Origin of the sequence: Bacillus sp. FSL K6-3459, from assembly GCF_038003305.1 — a bacterium.
GTDB lineage: Bacteria > Bacillota > Bacilli > Bacillales > Bacillaceae > Bacillus > Bacillus pumilus_O.
The window spans coordinates 21243-39886 of sequence record NZ_JBBOOW010000001.1; the positions used below are offsets into that span (position 1 = coordinate 21243).

General features: G+C 43.2%; 15 protein-coding genes, 3 tRNA genes, 3 rRNA genes, 1 other RNA gene, 1 pseudogene and 1 other annotated feature. Of the genes and pseudogenes, 19 read left to right on the forward strand and 4 right to left on the reverse strand.

Translation table 11 applies throughout. From position 1 onward, the window contains the following. The first annotated feature begins 4 nt into the window (after positions 1–4). The 4 genes and pseudogenes from pdxT to MHI35_RS00105 all read left to right on the forward strand — a co-directional run bounded on the left by pdxT (position 5) and on the right by MHI35_RS00105 (position 3343). Entirely contained in the window at positions 5–595 is a 591-nt protein-coding gene (pdxT, locus tag MHI35_RS00090; protein WP_211064412.1) for a pyridoxal 5'-phosphate synthase glutaminase subunit PdxT, read from the forward strand. Between the two features lie 53 nt (positions 596–648). After that, positions 649–865: a binding site (T-box leader), on the forward strand. A 49-nt stretch (positions 866–914) separates the two neighbouring features. Beyond that, entirely contained in the window at positions 915–2189 is a 1275-nt protein-coding gene (gene serS, locus MHI35_RS00095; protein WP_012009060.1) for a serine--tRNA ligase, read from the forward strand. Between the two features lie 597 nt (positions 2190–2786). Continuing rightward, positions 2787–3122 (forward strand): annotated as a pseudogene (locus MHI35_RS18855) (methyl-accepting chemotaxis protein); the annotation flags it as partial. A gap of 128 nt (positions 3123–3250) precedes the next feature. Continuing rightward, a tRNA-Ser gene (locus MHI35_RS00105) sits at positions 3251–3343 on the forward strand. A gap of 89 nt (positions 3344–3432) precedes the next feature. On the opposite strand, the gene MHI35_RS00110 is transcribed toward MHI35_RS00105, so the two are convergent. From MHI35_RS00110 to MHI35_RS00125, 4 genes are all read right to left on the reverse strand, one after another. Then, positions 3433–4092 (reverse strand): deoxynucleoside kinase, encoded by a 660-nt coding sequence (locus tag MHI35_RS00110; protein ID WP_003218104.1) that lies wholly within the window; start codon positions 4090–4092, stop codon positions 3433–3435. Next, positions 4089–4712: a deoxynucleoside kinase gene (locus tag MHI35_RS00115; protein WP_335349770.1), complete on the reverse strand. Its 624-nt coding sequence runs from the start codon at positions 4710–4712 to the stop codon at positions 4089–4091. The genes MHI35_RS00110 and MHI35_RS00115 overlap by 4 nt, the downstream gene beginning before the upstream one ends. Before the next feature lie 79 nt (positions 4713–4791). Beyond that, positions 4792–6039: a glycosyl hydrolase family 18 protein gene (locus MHI35_RS00120; protein WP_417894692.1), complete on the reverse strand. Its 1248-nt coding sequence runs from the start codon at positions 6037–6039 to the stop codon at positions 4792–4794. 99 nt (positions 6040–6138) lie between these two features. Continuing rightward, positions 6139–6693 (reverse strand): isochorismatase family cysteine hydrolase, encoded by a 555-nt coding sequence (locus MHI35_RS00125; protein ID WP_211064414.1) that lies wholly within the window; start codon positions 6691–6693, stop codon positions 6139–6141. A gap of 79 nt (positions 6694–6772) precedes the next feature. Here MHI35_RS00125 and tadA point away from each other — a divergent pair, with 79 nt between their 5' ends. From tadA to MHI35_RS00200, 15 genes are all read left to right on the forward strand, one after another. Then, positions 6773–7249, forward strand: coding sequence for a tRNA adenosine(34) deaminase TadA (gene tadA, locus MHI35_RS00130; protein ID WP_211064415.1), 477 nt, complete (start codon positions 6773–6775; stop codon positions 7247–7249). A 76-nt stretch (positions 7250–7325) separates the two neighbouring features. Beyond that, an RNA gene (gene ffs / locus MHI35_RS00135) (signal recognition particle sRNA large type) lies at positions 7326–7590 on the forward strand. 329 nt (positions 7591–7919) lie between these two features. Beyond that, the gene (gene dnaX, locus MHI35_RS00140) at positions 7920–9632 is read left to right on the forward strand and encodes a DNA polymerase III subunit gamma/tau (RefSeq protein ID WP_211064416.1); all 1713 of its coding nucleotides are present in this window, start codon (positions 7920–7922) and stop codon (positions 9630–9632) included. A gap of 26 nt (positions 9633–9658) precedes the next feature. Next, positions 9659–9982: a YbaB/EbfC family nucleoid-associated protein gene (locus MHI35_RS00145; RefSeq protein ID WP_008342011.1), complete on the forward strand. Its 324-nt coding sequence runs from the start codon at positions 9659–9661 to the stop codon at positions 9980–9982. Positions 9983–9997: 15 nt separating this feature from the next. Beyond that, positions 9998–10594, forward strand: a complete 597-nt coding sequence (gene recR, locus MHI35_RS00150) for a recombination protein RecR (RefSeq protein ID WP_003218094.1) — start codon at positions 9998–10000, stop codon at positions 10592–10594. 18 nt (positions 10595–10612) lie between these two features. Beyond that, the gene (locus MHI35_RS00155; protein ID WP_003218088.1) at positions 10613–10837 is read left to right on the forward strand and encodes a YaaL family protein; all 225 of its coding nucleotides are present in this window, start codon (positions 10613–10615) and stop codon (positions 10835–10837) included. 66 nt (positions 10838–10903) lie between these two features. Continuing rightward, complete coding sequence (locus tag MHI35_RS00160) at positions 10904–11167, forward strand: pro-sigmaK processing inhibitor BofA family protein (RefSeq protein WP_144523646.1); 264 nt, start codon at positions 10904–10906, stop codon at positions 11165–11167. 275 nt (positions 11168–11442) lie between these two features. Beyond that, positions 11443–12991, forward strand: a 16S ribosomal RNA gene (locus MHI35_RS00165). 95 nt (positions 12992–13086) lie between these two features. Beyond that, positions 13087–13163: transfer RNA gene (locus tag MHI35_RS00170), tRNA-Ile, on the forward strand. Positions 13164–13177: 14 nt separating this feature from the next. Next, positions 13178–13253: transfer RNA gene (locus tag MHI35_RS00175), tRNA-Ala, on the forward strand. A 98-nt stretch (positions 13254–13351) separates the two neighbouring features. Then, positions 13352–16282, forward strand: a 23S ribosomal RNA gene (locus MHI35_RS00180). A gap of 61 nt (positions 16283–16343) precedes the next feature. Then, a 5S ribosomal RNA gene (rrf, locus tag MHI35_RS00185) occupies positions 16344–16459 on the forward strand. The 16S, 23S and 5S rRNA genes sit together here with 2 tRNA genes alongside, the layout of an rRNA operon. A 171-nt stretch (positions 16460–16630) precedes the next feature. Continuing rightward, positions 16631–16822, forward strand: a complete 192-nt coding sequence (locus MHI35_RS00190) for a sigma factor G inhibitor Gin (protein ID WP_012008635.1) — start codon at positions 16631–16633, stop codon at positions 16820–16822. A 129-nt stretch (positions 16823–16951) separates the two neighbouring features. Beyond that, on the forward strand, positions 16952–17566 hold the full coding sequence (locus MHI35_RS00195) for a 5-bromo-4-chloroindolyl phosphate hydrolysis family protein (RefSeq protein ID WP_144523265.1): 615 nt from the start codon (positions 16952–16954) through the stop codon (positions 17564–17566). Between the two features lie 19 nt (positions 17567–17585). After that, positions 17586–18644 carry a toxic anion resistance protein gene (locus tag MHI35_RS00200; RefSeq protein ID WP_211064372.1) on the forward strand — a complete coding sequence of 353 codons (1059 nt, stop codon included), beginning with the start codon at positions 17586–17588 and terminating at the stop codon, positions 18642–18644.

An 18644-nucleotide genomic window follows, 5' to 3' on the forward strand; every position in this document is an offset into this window, starting at 1 on the left:
GAACATGCTAACAATTGGTGTACTAGGGCTTCAAGGAGCTGTGAGAGAGCATATTCAATCGATTGAAGCCTGTGGCGCAGAAGGGAAAATCATCAAACGAGCAGAAGAGCTAGCATCTGTTGACGGTCTTATTATCCCTGGTGGAGAAAGCACGACGATGAGAAGACTCATGGATACGTATCAATTCATTGAACCGATCAAAGCGTTCGCTGCAAAAGGGAAACCGATTTTCGGGACTTGTGCCGGTTTGATTATGCTGGCAAAGCATATAGAAGATCGAGATGATGCTCATCTTGGACTGTTAAATGTATCTGTTGCACGGAATTCATTTGGCAGACAGGTAGACAGCTTTGAAGCAGATTTAGAAGTCAAAGGACTGGATGCCCCGTTTACAGGAGTGTTCATCCGTGCGCCTCATATCATCAGTGCAGATGAGAGCGTAGAGGTCATGGCTGAATATGATGGTAGGATTGTGATGGCGAAAGAAAACAATATCTTAGGCTGTTCTTTTCATCCAGAGCTGACAGACGACCACCGGTTAACACAACTGTTTGTTGAAATGGTGACGACCTATAAAACGAAGCTCGCTGTATAAAACGGTTGAAAAGAGATAAAACTTATAGTACATTAAAATCACAATCAAAGATCGAAAAAGCGTTGACGGGAAATAGTAAGAAGCCCCTCTTTCTCAGAGAGCCGATGGTTGGTGCGAATCGGTGAAAGATGCAGTCTGAATCCATCCTTGAGCGAAATGCTGAAACACGAGAAGTAAGCATTTACGGTGATACCGTTACAGAGGAAAGAGGAAAGCGTGCTTCTGCATGTTTTCAATCAGGGTGGCAACGCGAGAGCTCTCGTCCCTTTCATGGGATGAGGGCTCTTTTTATTTTTCGATAAAAAAAGGAGTGTTACACATGCTGGATATTAAACAACTGCGCACGGACTTTGATCAAATCAAAGAAAAACTAGCACACCGAGGCGAAGATTTAGCTGATTTTGATAAGTTTGGTGAGCTGGATCAAAAAAGAAGAGAACTAATCGGAAAAACAGAAGTATTAAAGAGCCGAAGAAATGAAGTATCACAGCAAGTGGCTGTTTTAAAAAGAGAAAAGAAAGACGCTGATCACATTATTCAAGAAATGCGTGAGGTAGGAGATGAGATTAAGAAGCTGGATGATGAGCTACGAACAGTAGAAGAAAGTTTGCAGCATATCCTATTCTCTATACCGAATATCCCTCATGACACTGTCCCAGTTGGGGAAACAGAAGATGACAACGTGGAAGTGAGAAAATGGGGCGAGCAGCCGGCATTCTCATTTGAGCCAAAGCCACATTGGGACGTAGCGGATGAGCTAAACATTCTCGATTTTGAACGCGCAGGCAAAGTCACAGGAAGCCGTTTTGTTTTTTATAAAGGGCTTGGCGCACGCTTAGAGCGGGCACTATATAACTTTATGCTCGATTTACACGTAGATGAGTTTGGTTTTACTGAAGTGCTCCCACCTTACATGGTCAATAGAGCAAGCATGACAGGGACTGGGCAGCTTCCAAAATTCGAAGAAGATGCCTTTAAAATCCGTGAAGAGGATTATTTCCTCATTCCAACAGCTGAAGTACCTATTACCAACATGCACCGTGATGAAATAATTGAAGGCGAGCAACTGCCAATCAATTATGCAGCATTCAGTGCATGCTTTAGATCAGAGGCTGGATCTGCCGGCAGAGATACACGTGGACTCATCCGTCAGCATCAATTTAATAAAGTAGAGCTTGTGAAATTTGTTAGACCTGAAGATTCTTATGAAGAATTAGAGAAACTAACAAATCAAGCAGAAAAAGTCCTACAACTACTAAACCTACCATACCGTGTCATGAGCATGTGTACCGGAGATTTAGGCTTCACAGCTGCGAAAAAATACGACATCGAAGTATGGATTCCGAGCCAAGATACGTATCGTGAAATTTCTTCTTGCAGTAACTTCGAAGCGTTCCAAGCAAGACGCGCAAACATTCGATTCCGTCCAGAGCCTAAAGCCAAGCCAGAGCATGTGCACACATTAAATGGATCTGGTTTAGCAGTAGGAAGAACCGTGGCGGCTATTTTAGAAAACTATCAACAAGAGGACGGCACTGTGATCATTCCTGAAGTACTGCGTCCTTATATGGGAAATAAAGAAGTAATGAAATAAGATGCCGCTATGGCATCTTATTTCTTTTTACCAAAAGTCCTACAGTTTTCCTAAATTTAGCCGATAGAAATACTAAAAGCTTCTAGGAAAGAAGGAATAACCTTGAATAGGCTTGACTATTATGTTGAAATGGCACAATTAGTTAGAAAAGTTCTAGATGAAAGTATTCTTTTCGGCATCACTGATACAGAAAAGGTGCTTTGCTACTATCCGTCTAACACAATAGATTTTGGCATGAAGGTTGGGGACCCATTGAACCCAGAAGACCAAAATGTGGCGACGACATTAAGAGGACAAGAATATGACGGTCATTTACCAGAGTCTTTATATGGTTATGAAATTGCAGTAAAAGGTTACCCGATTTTCGATGAAAATAGAAAAGTAATTGGCTCCTTTTTAGTGGCATTTTCACATCATCGTGAAAAGAAATTAAGCGGTTATATGGAGCATATCAATGATGTTGCGAAAGAACTTCAAAGTGGAATCGAGCAAATTGCTGCGCATTCACAAGAGCTAGCTGCCACAAGTTTAGAAATAAGTGAACAGGCAGGAAGAGCGGAAGAGAAATCAGCAAACATTGAAGAAGTCGTCAAAACCATTGGCGGGATAGCTAGACAAACCAACTTGCTAGGGCTAAATGCTGCAATTGAAGCAGCAAGGGCAGGAGAGAATGGAAAAGGGTTTGCTGTCGTGGCTGATGAAGTTCGTAAATTATCAGATGGCTCAAAGGAAGCGGCTGAAACCATTAATACCTTTTTAAAAGAGATCCAAGACAGTATTGGTACATTGTCTGAAAATATCTCACAAATCAGCAGCTCAACAAATGAACAAGCCAAACAAGTGACAGACTTTACGAAAATTATCGAATCATTAAATGAGTTTAAAGAAGAGATGAATCATTTTATTGAAGAGATTAGACAGGATACAAAATAGATCAAGAGCAGCCGTCGATGGCTGCTTTTTTATGCTCAGATTTCATGCCAAAATAACTTATTGAAATTTTTTTCGAAAAGATGTTGACTTGAAAGAAAACGATATGGTATATTAATTCTTGTCGATACGGAGGAATACCCAAGTCCGGCTGAAGGGATCGGTCTTGAAAACCGACAGGGGTGTCAAAGCCCGCGGGGGTTCGAATCCCTCTTCCTCCGCCATATTGATTTTTTACCTTAGTTGAATTGCAACGCAAGCATAAAAATTGGAATTGTCAACCCGCTGCATTCGCGAAATGCAGCGGGTTTTTTTATTTCGTTTTAGAACGATTTTTTTGAATAACAGAAGCAATTTCATGAAGAATGGGATCAAGTGAGCTTTCATCATGAAGTAAGTCGTAATCTTCAATGTTAATTTTAATCACTGGACATAAATCGAATTGTTCGATCCATTCCGTGTATCGAGTGTACATTTCTTCCCAATAGGCTCGGTCCGTTTGAGTTTCCATCTCTCTGCCGCGTTCCTCAATACGATGTAAAATATGATCTAAATCCCCGTGTAAATAGATGAGAACATCAGGGTGAGGGAAGTAAGGTGTCATCACCATCGCCTCGAATAGACTCGTATACGTTTCATAATCTACTTCAGACATCGTACCTTTGTCCGCATGCATTTTTGCGAATATGCCCGTGTCCTCATAAATTGAACGATCTTGCACATATCCTCCACCAGATTCAAAAATCCGCTTTTGCTCCTTAAAACGCTCCGCAAGGAAATAGACCTGTAAATGAAAGCTCCATCTTTGGAAATCTGAATAAAAGGGCTCTAAGTATGGGTTATCATCTACCTTTTCAAGAGAGGTTTGAAAGCCTAGCTTGTCCGCTATCGTTTTAGTCATAGTTGATTTTCCGACACCAACAGTCCCGGCGATTGTGATCACTGCATCTTTTGGTATTTCGATATTGTTCATAGCACTTGCTCCTTTATGTTCTGTACAATTTGCTGGTAATCTTGCTGTGAGGAAACGAAGTCTGTATGATCTCCTTCAATTGTAATGATAGGAAGCCCTTGGTCAGTCTGTTTTAAATGTTCAATGGCCAGCTCATAATCTTCAATGAGTGTTTTTAAATAAGCCGGGTCAATGTCTTCTTCAAAAGAGCGTCCTCTCATTTGTATTCTTTCAAGTAAGGTAGGAAGACTGGCTTTTATATAGATGATGGCATTTGGTTTAGGAAGATCATCTGTTAACAAGTGATAGATCTTTCTGTATTTGTCCATGTGCTTTTTTGATAATGTTCTTTCTGCAAATATCATATTTTTATAGACATGATAATCAGTGACAATCGGCTGCTGTTGATTCACATAGTTTTCTTGAATAGATTCTAACTGTTTGAACCGATTGCATAAAAAGAACATCTCAAGCTGAAAGCTCCATTGTTCCATATCTTCATAAAATTTATTCAAGAATGGATTTTCTTCTACAATCTCTTTTACTAAAGGAAATTGAAATTCCTTCGCAAGCATTGTAGCCAAAGTTGTTTTTCCGGCTCCAATTGGGCCTTCCACTGCAATAAAAGGGGCAGGATACATAGGCGTTCTCCTCTATCTATAAAGTTGTCAAACCAATGTATATTGTACCATACCCTTTCCGAGAGATAGAGCGAACGGATTACGATGTCGTTCTTTTTTCAATATTAAATTGATCTGATAATAAGAGCCAATTTTGAGGGAAGGATAGACCTAATTTCCAATAAGCAATTCCGTTCAAGTTTAACTCTTTGATGAGGTTGAACTTTGCTTGAATCGATCTAGCATCTTCGAACCATACCTCGTGCTCTTTATTATTGGCATCTGTATAACGAAAATAAGGTGCTTGAGCTGTTTCGTCATATAGAATGGAGGCATTATTATTTCTAGCAATTGCAATCGCTTGTTGGGGACTGACAGCTTTAGCGATAGGCCCGCCTTGAACGTAAGGAAGCGTCCAATCATAGCCGTATAAGTTCTGGCCCATAACAATTTTATTGGCTGGCATAACGGTGAGTGCATATTCAATGACTTGGCGGACAGGTCCAATGGGAGAGACTGCTTGCGCAGGGCCGCCGCTGTATCCCCATTCGTAGGTCATTAATACAACATGATCGACGATCTTCCCAATGGCTTCATAGTCATGAGCCTCATACCATTTTCCCTTTTGCTGACTACTTGTTTTAGGGGCAAGTGCAACAGATATTGTCCATCCTTCTTGATGGAATCGGGTCGTTGCCTCTCTTAAAAATTGAATGTAAGCATCTTTATCAGCGGGACGTAAATATTCAAAATCAAAATGGATTTCTTTAAATTGATACTTTTTTGCAACACGAACGATTTCATTTAAAAATGTGGCTTTGACAGATTGGTTATTCAAAAGAATTCGCCCAAGTTCATCACTGAATTTATCATTCTCTAGGTTAGTCACCACCATGGATAAAACGGTTCTGCTCTGAGCGGCTATTTGAGGTAGCTGATCTAACGGTGGTTCTTTCAGTGCTCCATCTCTTTGCGCTTGGAAACTAAATGCGCCTAAATGCGTTAAATATGGAGAAGCCTCTCTAGCTGCTTGTTTTAAATTTTCACTCACTTGATTTCCCCGTGGTTCAATGTAAGCATTCGAATTAATGTTCCTTTTAGGTCTTTGAGGAATATAGAGCAAGAAGCGAATAGGAAGTATCGCTTCAGGCTGTATTCTATTCACACGTGCCAGCTCTTCCACTGAAATTCGAAAGCGTCTTCCAATTTGATAAAGTGTGTCATTTTGTTTGACCTCATAAAATTGTCCTCTAATTGGAATGACAATTGTTTGTCCAATGACGAGTTGATTTGGTGTTTCAATATCGTTGGTCCGGATGATTTCATTGACTGTTGTTTTAAAACGCATGGCAATTTCATTTAAAGTGTCTCCTCTTTTGACAACATAAATTTGAATAGTCAACGCCCCCTTTGTTATTGCTAACAATTTATGAGGGTTATGGATAAATCATGTTTGATTTTCATTCGTGATCTCTTTAGCAGTGGTGATTTTTGCAAGTAGAACGTTTTCCATCATCGTTAAAGCATATTCGTTGTCTCTGTCGTCATTTGATGCGATACAATCTTTAGGTACAATTAAGTTGTATTCTCGCATGTATGCGTCATTTGCAGTGAATAGAACGCAAATGTTTCCTGCAATTCCGGTCAATATGATGTCTTGTACACCTAATTCATTTAAGAGTGTCTCTAATGCAGTACCATAGAAGGCAGAATGCTTCGGTTTAATTAAGAAATAATCATCTTTTGATGGTGCCATTTTCTCTAAAATAGCGGCGCTTCTTTCGTTTTTGCATGTTTCCATCACAGCTTGAATATCAGCCTTCCAGAGACCATAGTGGTCGTTGATATAGATGATCGGCCAATTTTCCTTGAAAGCATGATCTTTAAGAGCTAAAATCTTATTGGTCATTTGCTCTGTTTTATAAGCGAGTACATGTCCCATTTCAAAGTCAAAATTATTAATCATGTCAATAATCAGCAGTGCCTTTTGGTGCTTTTGCAAAGTAAGACCCCCTTTAAAAGATTGTGCTAATATGTTAACCTCAATATCCTTTTAAAAAACATGAAAAGAGAGCCGTGCTATGACGAGAGATGAACAGTTTATGCAAGAAGCTATTTCTGAAGCCTTAAAAGCAGAACAAATAGGAGAAGTACCAATCGGTGCCATCATCGTTGTTAATGACCAAATTGTGAGCCGCGCTCATAATTTAAGGGAAACAGAGCAACGTTCAATTGCGCATGCAGAATTACTTGCTATTGATGAAGCGTGTAAAACGACTGGAAGCTGGCGTTTAGAAGATGCTGTACTTTATGTCACACTTGAACCATGTCCTATGTGCGCGGGAGCGATTGTCCTTTCTAGAGTGAAAAAGGTCGTTTTCGGCGCATACGATCCAAAAGGTGGATGTGCAGGTACTTTAATGAATTTACTGGATGACGAACGATTCAATCATCAGTCTGAAGTCATCGGTGGTGTACTTGAAAAAGAGTGTGGTGAGCTGCTAAGTCAGTTCTTTCGAAATCTCCGTCAACGAAAGAAACAAGCCAAAAGTAAATGAATGGATGTCGTTTGCAATTTCGACTATAAGAAGGTATACTTATGTCTGCGTCACTAACAATTTAATATTCATTTTGCCGTGCTAAGCGGGGAGGTAGCGGTGCCCTGTACTCGCAATCCGCTCTAGCGAGGCCGAATCCCTTCTCAAGGTTCGTTTACTTCAAGGTCTGCCTTAAATAAGTGGTGTTGACGTCTGGGTCCTGCGCAATGGGAATTCATGAACCATGTCAGGTCCGGAAGGAAGCAGCATTAAGTGAAACCTCTCATGTGCCGCAGGGTTGCCTGGGCCGAGCTAACTGTTTAAGTAACGCTTGGGGTAGCGAATCGACAGAAGGTGCACGGTAAATCAATATTAAATGTAACTCATCTAGTTAATCTAGGTGAGTTTTTTGTTGCTGTTTAAAGAATAGTTCAGCTGCTTTTTTTATACAAATAGCCAAAATAACATTTTAGAGTACTTTTTGTTTTTTATTTTCGGAATGGGAACGAGTGTTCTCGTTGGTTTTGTAGATCAATTCGAACATCTAAAAAACAGGTTTTTGATTCATAGAAAGTAGAAAACCTATAGTTGAAATCATCAATTTCGGTTATTAGAAAATAAAGGTGTGCTTTTGAATTGATCGGTGCATCATGTATAATAAAAAAGATGATAAATGGAGGAGGGCGTATTTGTGAGTTATCAAGCTTTGTATCGAGTGTTCAGACCTCAAGTTTTTGAGGATGTTGTTGGACAAGAACACATCACAAAAACGTTGCAAAATGCCCTTTTGCAGAAGAAGTTTTCTCATGCTTACTTATTTTCAGGTCCTAGAGGAACAGGTAAAACAAGTGCTGCTAAAATCTTTGCGAAGGCAGTGAACTGTGAAAAGTCACCTGTGAGTGAACCTTGTAATGAATGTGATGCCTGTAAAGGGATTACAAACGGCTCAATTTCAGATGTGATCGAAATAGATGCTGCCTCAAACAACGGGGTAGATGAAATCCGCGATATACGTGATAAAGTGAAATTTGCTCCTTCGGCTGTTACATATAAGGTTTATATTATAGATGAAGTACATATGCTCTCTATCGGGGCGTTTAATGCCCTTCTTAAAACGTTAGAGGAGCCGCCTGCTCATTGTATCTTTATTTTGGCTACCACAGAGCCTCATAAGATTCCTCTTACGATCATATCTCGTTGTCAGAGATTTGATTTTAAACGAATCACGACAAAAGATATTGTTGGAAGAATGCAGAAAATTGTAGATGCAGAAAGCCTAAATGTACAAGAGGGCTCGCTCGAGATTATCGCTAGTGCAGCTGATGGCGGTATGCGTGATGCATTAAGCCTCTTAGATCAAGCCATTTCGTTTAGTGGTGGGCAACTGACAATTGATGATGCGCTGCTCATTACAGGAGCTGTTTCTCAGCAATTCATTAGTCAGCTAGCAGAAGCCATTTTTGATCAAAATATTGCCGTGGCGTTAGATACCTTAAATGAATTACTTCAGCAGGGGAAAGATGCTGCTAAATTAATAGAGGACATGATTTTTTATTTTAGAGATATGCTGCTTTATAAAACAGCACCAGATTTGGAAGGGGTCCTCGAAAAGGTAAAGGTCGATGAAAATTTCGTGACGCTTTCGGATCGTGTGACACCTCAATTTCTATATGAAACAATTGAAGTGCTGAATAAAAGTCACCAAGAAATGAAGTGGACGAATCATCCAAGGATTTTCTTTGAGGTAGCTGTTGTCAAGCTATGTCAGTCAACGGCTGGAACACCACAAGCTCATGCTAACGCTGATTTAACGACGCTAACGGATAAAATAGACAGGTTGGAACAGGAGCTATCTAGGATAAAAGCTGAGGGTGTGCCAATGTCTCATTCTCAACATCCTCAAGAAAAAAAGGAAGCACCTCGACCACAAACGAGTAACAAAAATGGATATCGTGCACCTGTCGGCCGAATTCACGAGATTCTAAAAGAAGCAAAACGTCCAGAGTTAGAAAAAATTAAAGGCAAATGGGGAGAACTCCTGGCCCACTTGAAACAGCAGAATAAGGTGTCTCACGCTGCACTATTAACTGATAGTGAACCAGTTGCTGCGGCTACTCATGCCTTTGTTTTAAAATTCAAGTTTGAAATACATTGTAAAATGGTTGCTGAAGATAAAAGTGGTGTTCGAACTAACCTTGAGCAGCTACTAGAGTCTATGTTAGGGAAAAGAGTGGAATTAGTTGGCGTTCCTGACGCTCAATGGGGTAAAATAAGAGAAGAATTTTTAAGAGATCATCAGCCAGATGAACAGGCAGATGGTCAGGGGACTTCTGCTGAAGAGGATCCATTGATTGCAGAAGCAAAGAAGTTAGTAGGAAACGATTTAATTGAAATTAAAGATTAATAAAAATGAAAGAGAGTGGTGTTCATATGCGCGGTGGAATGGGAAATATGCAAAAAATGATGAAACAAATGCAAAAAATGCAAAAGGATATGGCTAAGGCTCAAGAAGAGCTTGCAGAAAAAGTCCTTGAAGGTACAGCTGGTGGCGGTATGGTCACTGTAAAAGTAAATGGACAAAAAGAAGTTGTCGATGTAGCAATCAATGAAGAAGTTGTTGATCCAGAAGATATCGATATGCTTCAAGATCTTGTACTTGCAGCGACAAACGATGCATTGAAAAAAGTTGATGAATTAACAAATGAAACAATGGGTCAATTCACAAAAGGAATGAACATGCCAGGTTTATTCTAGGGGGAATAACTGAAGATGCAATATCCTGAACCAATATCAAAGCTGATAGACAGCTTTATGAAATTGCCAGGAATCGGACCGAAAACTGCGGTTCGTCTGGCTTTTTTTGTTCTTAGTATGCAGGAAGATGTCGTACTAGATTTCGCGAAGGCGCTTGTTAATGCAAAGCGTAATTTAACTTATTGCTCGGTATGCGGCCATATCACAGATCAAGATCCTTGCTATATTTGTGAAGATACAAGAAGAGATCAATCTGTTATCTGTGTAGTACAAGATCCAAAAGATGTGATCGCAATGGAAAAGATGAAAGAATACAACGGCTTATATCATGTGCTTCATGGTGCTATTTCGCCAATGGATGGCATTGGTCCAGAGGATATTAAAATTCCTGATCTGTTAAAAAGATTGCAAGACGATCAAGTGACAGAGGTAATCCTTGCAACCAATCCAAACATTGAAGGAGAGGCTACAGCCATGTATATCTCTAGATTGTTGAAACCATCAGGAATTAAACTCTCTCGTATTGCTCACGGACTACCAGTAGGTGGAGACTTAGAGTATGCGGATGAAGTCACACTGTCTAAAGCTCTAGAGGGCAGACGTGAGATGTAGGAAGGAGAAGTACGGTACATGGGTTTTCTTCGCAGAAAATCAATTCGAAAAGAATTCGATGAGAAATTAATTCAACAGCTTTTTAAGCAAAAGGAAGAATGGAACAGACAAAAAAAGCTTGTCGCAAATAGCGTTGAGCCTTCACCGGACATTCTATTCGAATTAAAGCTTGCTCAAGCGAAGTACTTTTTCTATCTAAGAGAAGCGAAAAAGAGGAATTTACGTTTAAACAACTGGAGATAGCAGGTCTATTTTACATAGTCCTCTCATATGCTTGTACTATTCATATGAAGAGGAGATGAGAGGATTATGGAACCTGTTATTGTGATCGGGTCAATTTTGCTAGCTGTACTATTGTTGTTTATGTCAGGTGTTCAAGCGAACCCCTTCAAATGGTTAGGGCTAATTGGAATAAAGTTTGTGGCAGGTGCTCTTTTTTTATTTTGCCTCAATCTATTTGGTGAGAGTCTAGGATTACATGTCTCTATTAACCCTGTAACAAGTGGCATCAGTGGTTTATTGGGCGTACCAGGCGTAGCAGCTTTAGTTGTAATTGAAAAATTTATTATTTAATGAGAATTATTGTTGACTTTGATTCTGTATGGTGGTAAATTAATATACGTCGCTGATGACGAAGAAACGAAAAAACATGATAGCAAAAAAGTTGTTGACATCAACAATTTAAATATGGTATGATGTTCTAGTCGCTTCTGAAGCGGTAAACAAGTTCTTTGAAAACTAAACAAGACAAAACGTACCTGTTAATTCGAGTTTTTATAAAAAATCCTATGATGTTTCATAGGTAGTCAGTCAAACGCTGACGAAAAACAAAACTTCGGTTTTGTACTTTTTCGGAGAGTTTGATCCTGGCTCAGGACGAACGCTGGCGGCGTGCCTAATACATGCAAGTCGAGCGAACAGAAGGGAGCTTGCTCCCGGATGTTAGCGGCGGACGGGTGAGTAACACGTGGGTAACCTGCCTGTAAGACTGGGATAACTCCGGGAAACCGGAGCTAATACCGGATAGTTCCTTGAACCGCATGGTTCAAGGATGAAAGACGGTTTCGGCTGTCACTTACAGATGGACCCGCGGCGCATTAGCTAGTTGGTGGGGTAATGGCTCACCAAGGCGACGATGCGTAGCCGACCTGAGAGGGTGATCGGCCACACTGGGACTGAGACACGGCCCAGACTCCTACGGGAGGCAGCAGTAGGGAATCTTCCGCAATGGACGAAAGTCTGACGGAGCAACGCCGCGTGAGTGATGAAGGTTTTCGGATCGTAAAGCTCTGTTGTTAGGGAAGAACAAGTGCGAGAGTAACTGCTCGCACCTTGACGGTACCTAACCAGAAAGCCACGGCTAACTACGTGCCAGCAGCCGCGGTAATACGTAGGTGGCAAGCGTTGTCCGGAATTATTGGGCGTAAAGGGCTCGCAGGCGGTTTCTTAAGTCTGATGTGAAAGCCCCCGGCTCAACCGGGGAGGGTCATTGGAAACTGGGAAACTTGAGTGCAGAAGAGGAGAGTGGAATTCCACGTGTAGCGGTGAAATGCGTAGAGATGTGGAGGAACACCAGTGGCGAAGGCGACTCTCTGGTCTGTAACTGACGCTGAGGAGCGAAAGCGTGGGGAGCGAACAGGATTAGATACCCTGGTAGTCCACGCCGTAAACGATGAGTGCTAAGTGTTAGGGGGTTTCCGCCCCTTAGTGCTGCAGCTAACGCATTAAGCACTCCGCCTGGGGAGTACGGTCGCAAGACTGAAACTCAAAGGAATTGACGGGGGCCCGCACAAGCGGTGGAGCATGTGGTTTAATTCGAAGCAACGCGAAGAACCTTACCAGGTCTTGACATCCTCTGACAACCCTAGAGATAGGGCTTTCCCTTCGGGGACAGAGTGACAGGTGGTGCATGGTTGTCGTCAGCTCGTGTCGTGAGATGTTGGGTTAAGTCCCGCAACGAGCGCAACCCTTGATCTTAGTTGCCAGCATTTAGTTGGGCACTCTAAGGTGACTGCCGGTGACAAACCGGAGGAAGGTGGGGATGACGTCAAATCATCATGCCCCTTATGACCTGGGCTACACACGTGCTACAATGGACAGAACAAAGGGCTGCGAGACCGCAAGGTTTAGCCAATCCCATAAATCTGTTCTCAGTTCGGATCGCAGTCTGCAACTCGACTGCGTGAAGCTGGAATCGCTAGTAATCGCGGATCAGCATGCCGCGGTGAATACGTTCCCGGGCCTTGTACACACCGCCCGTCACACCACGAGAGTTTGTAACACCCGAAGTCGGTGAGGTAACCTTTATGGAGCCAGCCGCCGAAGGTGGGACAGATGATTGGGGTGAAGTCGTAACAAGGTAGCCGTATCGGAAGGTGCGGCTGGATCACCTCCTTTCTAAGGATATATGGAGCAGCGTGCGTTTTCGTCTTGTTTAGTTTTGAAGGAACTTGCAAAAGATCCTACAACATCATATCTTCGATATGAAAGATGGGCCTGTAGCTCAGCTGGTTAGAGCGCACGCCTGATAAGCGTGAGGTCGGTGGTTCGAGTCCACTCAGGCCCACCATCTTCTATTAAATTGGGGCCTTAGCTCAGCTGGGAGAGCGCCTGCCTTGCACGCAGGAGGTCAGCGGTTCGATCCCGCTAGGCTCCACCAACGTGTTCTTTGAAAACTAGATAACAATAAGTAATACATTCACATTGAATGCAATGCAAAGTTCATCACACATAGTGATTCTTTCTAAAGTAAGAAATGGTTAAGTTAGAAAGGGCGCACGGTGGATGCCTTGGCACTAGGAGCCGATGAAGGACGGGACGAACACCGATATGCTTCGGGGAGCTGTAAGCAAGCTTTGATCCGGAGATTTCCGAATGGGGAAACCCACTGCTCGTAATGGAGTAGTATCCATACTTGAATACATAGAGTATGAGAAGGCATACCCGGGGAACTGAAACATCTAAGTACCCGGAGGAAGAGAAAGCAAATGCGATTCCCTGAGTAGCGGCGAGCGAAACGGGAACAGCCCAAACCAAGAGGCTTGCCTCTTGGGGTTGTAGGACACTCTATACGGAGTTACAAAGGAACGATATAAGCGAAGAGGTCTGGAAAGGCCCGCCAAAGAAGGTAACAGCCCTGTAACTGAAATGTTGTTCTCTCCAGAGTGGATCCTGAGTACGGCGGAACACGTGAAATTCCGTCGGAATCCGGGAGGACCATCTCCCAAGGCTAAATACTCCCTAGTGACCGATAGTGAACCAGTACCGTGAGGGAAAGGTGAAAAGCACCCCGGAAGGGGAGTGAAATAGATCCTGAAACCGTGTGCCTACAAGTAGTCAGAGCCCGTTAAAGGGTGATGGCGTGCCTTTTGTAGAATGAACCGGCGAGTTACGATCCCGTGCAAGGTTAAGCAGAAGATGCGGAGCCGCAGCGAAAGCGAGTCTGAATAGGGCGCATGAGTACGTGGTCGTAGACCCGAAACCAGGTGATCTACCCATGTCCAGGGTGAAGTTCAGGTAACACTGAATGGAGGCCCGAACCCACGCACGTTGAAAAGTGCGGGGATGAGGTGTGGGTAGGGGTGAAATGCCAATCGAACCTGGAGATAGCTGGTTCTCTCCGAAATAGCTTTAGGGCTAGCCTCAAGGTAAGAGTCTCGGAGGTAGAGCACTGATTGGACTAGGGGCCCCTACCGGGTTACCGAATTCAGTCAAACTCCGAATGCCGATGACTTATCCTTGGGAGTCAGACTGCGAGTGATAAGATCCGTAGTCGAAAGGGAAACAGCCCAGACCGCCAGCTAAGGTCCCAAAGTATACGTTAAGTGGAAAAGGATGTGGAGTTGCTTAGACAACCAGGATGTTGGCTTAGAAGCAGCCACCATTTAAAGAGTGCGTAATAGCTCACTGGTCGAGTGACTCTGCGCCGAAAATGTACCGGGGCTAAACGTATCACCGAAGCTGCGGACTGTTCTAACGAACAGTGGTAGGAGAGCGTTCTAAGTGCTGTGAAGTCAGACCGGAAGGACTGGTGGAGCGCTTAGAAGTGAGAATGCCGGTATGAGTAGCGAAAGACGGGTGAGAATCCCGTCCACCGAATGCCTAAGGTTTCCTGAGGAAGGCTCGTCCGCTCAGGGTTAGTCGGGACCTAAGCCGAGGCCGAAAGGCGTAGGCGATGGACAACAGGTTGATATTCCTGTACCACCTCCTCACCATTTGAGCAATGGGGGGACGCAGGAGGATAGGGTAAGCGCGGTATTGGATATCCGCGTCCAAGCAGTTAGGCTGGGAAATAGGCAAATCCGTTTCCCGTGAAGGCTGAGCTGTGATGGCGAGCGAAATTTAGTAGCGAAGTTCCTGATTCCACACTGCCAAGAAAAGCCTCTAGCGAGGTGAGAGGTGCCCGTACCGCAAACCGACACAGGTAGGCGAGGAGAGAATCCTAAGGTGATCGAGAGAACTCTCGTTAAGGAACTCGGCAAAATGACCCCGTAACTTCGGGAGAAGGGGTGCTTCTTAGGGTGTTAAAGCCCCGAGAAGCCGCAGTGAATAGGCCCAGGCGACTGTTTAGCAAAAACACAGGTCTCTGCGAAGCCGTAAGGCGAAGTATAGGGGCTGACGCCTGCCCGGTGCTGGAAGGTTAAGAGGAGCGCTTAGCGTAAGCGAAGGTGCGAATTGAAGCCCCAGTAAACGGCGGCCGTAACTATAACGGTCCTAAGGTAGCGAAATTCCTTGTCGGGTAAGTTCCGACCCGCACGAAAGGCGCAACGATCTGGGCACTGTCTCAACGAGAGACTCGGTGAAATTATAGTACCTGTGAAGATGCAGGTTACCCGCGACAGGACGGAAAGACCCCGTGGAGCTTTACTGCAGCCTGATATTGAATGTTGGTACAGCTTGTACAGGATAGGTAGGAGCCTTGGAAACCGGAGCGCTAGCTTCGGTGGAGGCATCGGTGGGATACTACCCTGGCTGTATTGACCTTCTAACCCGCTGCCCTTATCGGGCAGGGAGACAGTGTCAGGTGGGCAGTTTGACTGGGGCGGTCGCCTCCTAAAATGTAACGGAGGCGCCCAAAGGTTCCCTCAGAATGGTTGGAAATCATTCGCAGAGTGTAAAGGCACAAGGGAGCTTGACTGCGAGACCTACAAGTCGAGCAGGGACGAAAGTCGGGCTTAGTGATCCGGTGGTTCCGCATGGAAGGGCCATCGCTCAACGGATAAAAGCTACCCCGGGGATAACAGGCTTATCTCCCCCAAGAGTCCACATCGACGGGGAGGTTTGGCACCTCGATGTCGGCTCATCGCATCCTGGGGCTGTAGTCGGTCCCAAGGGTTGGGCTGTTCGCCCATTAAAGCGGTACGCGAGCTGGGTTCAGAACGTCGTGAGACAGTTCGGTCCCTATCCGTCGCGGGCGCAGGAAATTTGAGAGGAGCTGTCCTTAGTACGAGAGGACCGGGATGGACGCACCGCTGGTGTACCAGTTGTTCTGCCAAGGGCATCGCTGGGTAGCTATGTGCGGACGGGATAAGTGCTGAAAGCATCTAAGCATGAAGCCCCCCTCAAGATGAGATTTCCCATTCCGCAAGGAAGTAAGATCCCTGAAAGATGATCAGGTTGATAGGTCTGAGGTGGAAGCGTGGTGACACGTGGAGCTGACAGATACTAATAGATCGAGGACTTAACCTATATTCTATTGTGAAGTTTGAACATTGTTATCTAGTTTTGAGAGAACATTCTCTCCATCAGGTTTGGTGGCGATAGCGAAGAGGTCACACCCGTTCCCATACCGAACACGGAAGTTAAGCTCTTCAGCGCCGATGGTAGTTGGGGGTCTCCCCCTGTGAGAGTAGGACGCCGCCAAGCTTGTATAAGGATCAGTTCCATTTGGAACTGGTCTTTTTTGTGTTTTAAGAAAAGGAACAAACACCCGATCTGACATGGATACATATACTAAACTACCATCTAAAACATTCTTAATTTTGTATACAATTGAAAGCGCTAGGGCATACTGAAGCTATAAGTGGAGGTGTCACAATGGACAAAAAAGAGCGAGAAGCGATTTGTTTGATTTGTGAAGAGAAAAAGACAAAAGGAATTTATTTATATCATCAGTTTTTGTGCCGAGACTGTGAGCGAAAGTTAATATCTACATCGACCTCGGATCCTAGCTATTCCGACTATGTGAGAAAGCTTAAAAATCTTCATACGCCGCCTTTGTATTCATAGACCACTAGATGGTCTTTTTTTATGAGCTATGAAGGATTGGGCCTGTTTTTTTGGAACTTAGTTTGGACATCATCCGTAATTCATAATAAGATAAACAGAGAGCCTGATTATTCATAGGAGTCGATAAACATGAAATCAATCTTTTATACTTTTATATGGGCCATCCTCTCTACTTTTTTTTCGCTTATGATTTTAACCGTCAGTATAGGGGTTTTCCATCATCATGCTGGATTATCGATACTGTATGCGATGATTGGGTGGGGTGTGATGTTTGCGGGGAGCAGATGGACTGCTTTCCAATTGTTTTTAAAGAAACACGGACTGTCTCGAAGTGATTATGTATATATCAAACAGCATTTAAAAGAAGCAGGGCAAAAGCTTGTGCGTTTAAAAAAAGCTTTATTTGCTGTGAAAAACGTACAAACGATCAAACATAATTATGAAGTTTTTCGGCTTGCACGGCGAATCTATACAATAACAAAAAAAGAGCCAAATCGATTTTATGATGCACAGCGCTTTTATTTCGAAAGTTTGGATTCCGTCGTTGAACTAACTGAGAAATATGCACTATTATATAATCAGCCTAATCGTAGCCATGAGCTGGAAATGACATTAAGCCAAACCCGAGTGACATTGACAGAGCTGCAAAAGCAATTGACGAATGATTTGCAACAAGTGTTAGGAAGAGATATAGAAGCTCTTCATATTGAACTTGAAGTAGCAGATAAAATGATGAAGAAATAGATGAAAGGAGTCAAACACGATGAAATCGGAAGGTCGCGCCACAACATCACCTGCCTCCACTACTGATCTTCAGTTTCGGGTGTTTGATACCTTATCTGATGAAGAGAAAAAGGAAGCCATTCAGCGTGCTAATCAGATCCCTGACAATCCGCAAAAGCTCCTTTTCTATGGTACACGTATGCAGGAACGATTATTGGAACAATCACAAAAGATGATGAAATATGTTGAGAAAAAAGATATCGATCAAATAGGAGACGTGCTTGAGGCCTTTTTGCAGCAGTTACATGTAGTGGAACCAGAGGATTTGGTGCCAAAGAAACAGGGCTTTTTTTTGAAATGGTTTCAACGCGATAAGCGATCTACTCAGGAGACCATATCACGTTTTCAACATGCAAAATCACAGATCGAGAGATTGTCAGCAAGGCTTCAATATGCAAGAGGCGTATTAATCTCGGACCATATGTTATTAGAGCGTTTATTTGAAGAAAATCAAACGTATTTCCAAGAGATGACGTTGCAGGTTGCAGCAGTTGAATCAAAAATAACCATGTTAGAGCAGCAGCCTCTTTCAGAAACGCAACTTTCTGTTGAACGGACGATAGAGGAGCAATTGATGAGTCAAGAAGTCAATGAAGAAGAGTATGTGGAGAGACTAAAGGAACGAAAGTATGATTTGCTGTTAAGCCGGCAGATTGCATTGCAATGTAATGCTCAAATTCGGATGATCCAACATACGAATCATACATTGGCCAATCACATTCAATCAACAGTTTCAGCCTCTATTCCTCTATGGATCAACCAAATGTCGATTGCATTAACGCATATACAGCAGCGGGCCAATTCAGCTCTTGAGAACCGAATTCAAAAAACATATGAAAATGTATCAAAGCAGCAGGGGCAGATTCTTGAAGAGGCATCTTTAGCTCCTATAGATACACTGAAAAAGGTTCAACATCAATTAGCTGAAACATTACAGGAAACGTTACAGGTGAAAGAGCATGGAAGCCAAGAGCGGGTTCAATTGAAAAACAGTATGTATGAGGCGGAGCAGCAGTTGGCAAATCCAATAAAGGAATGA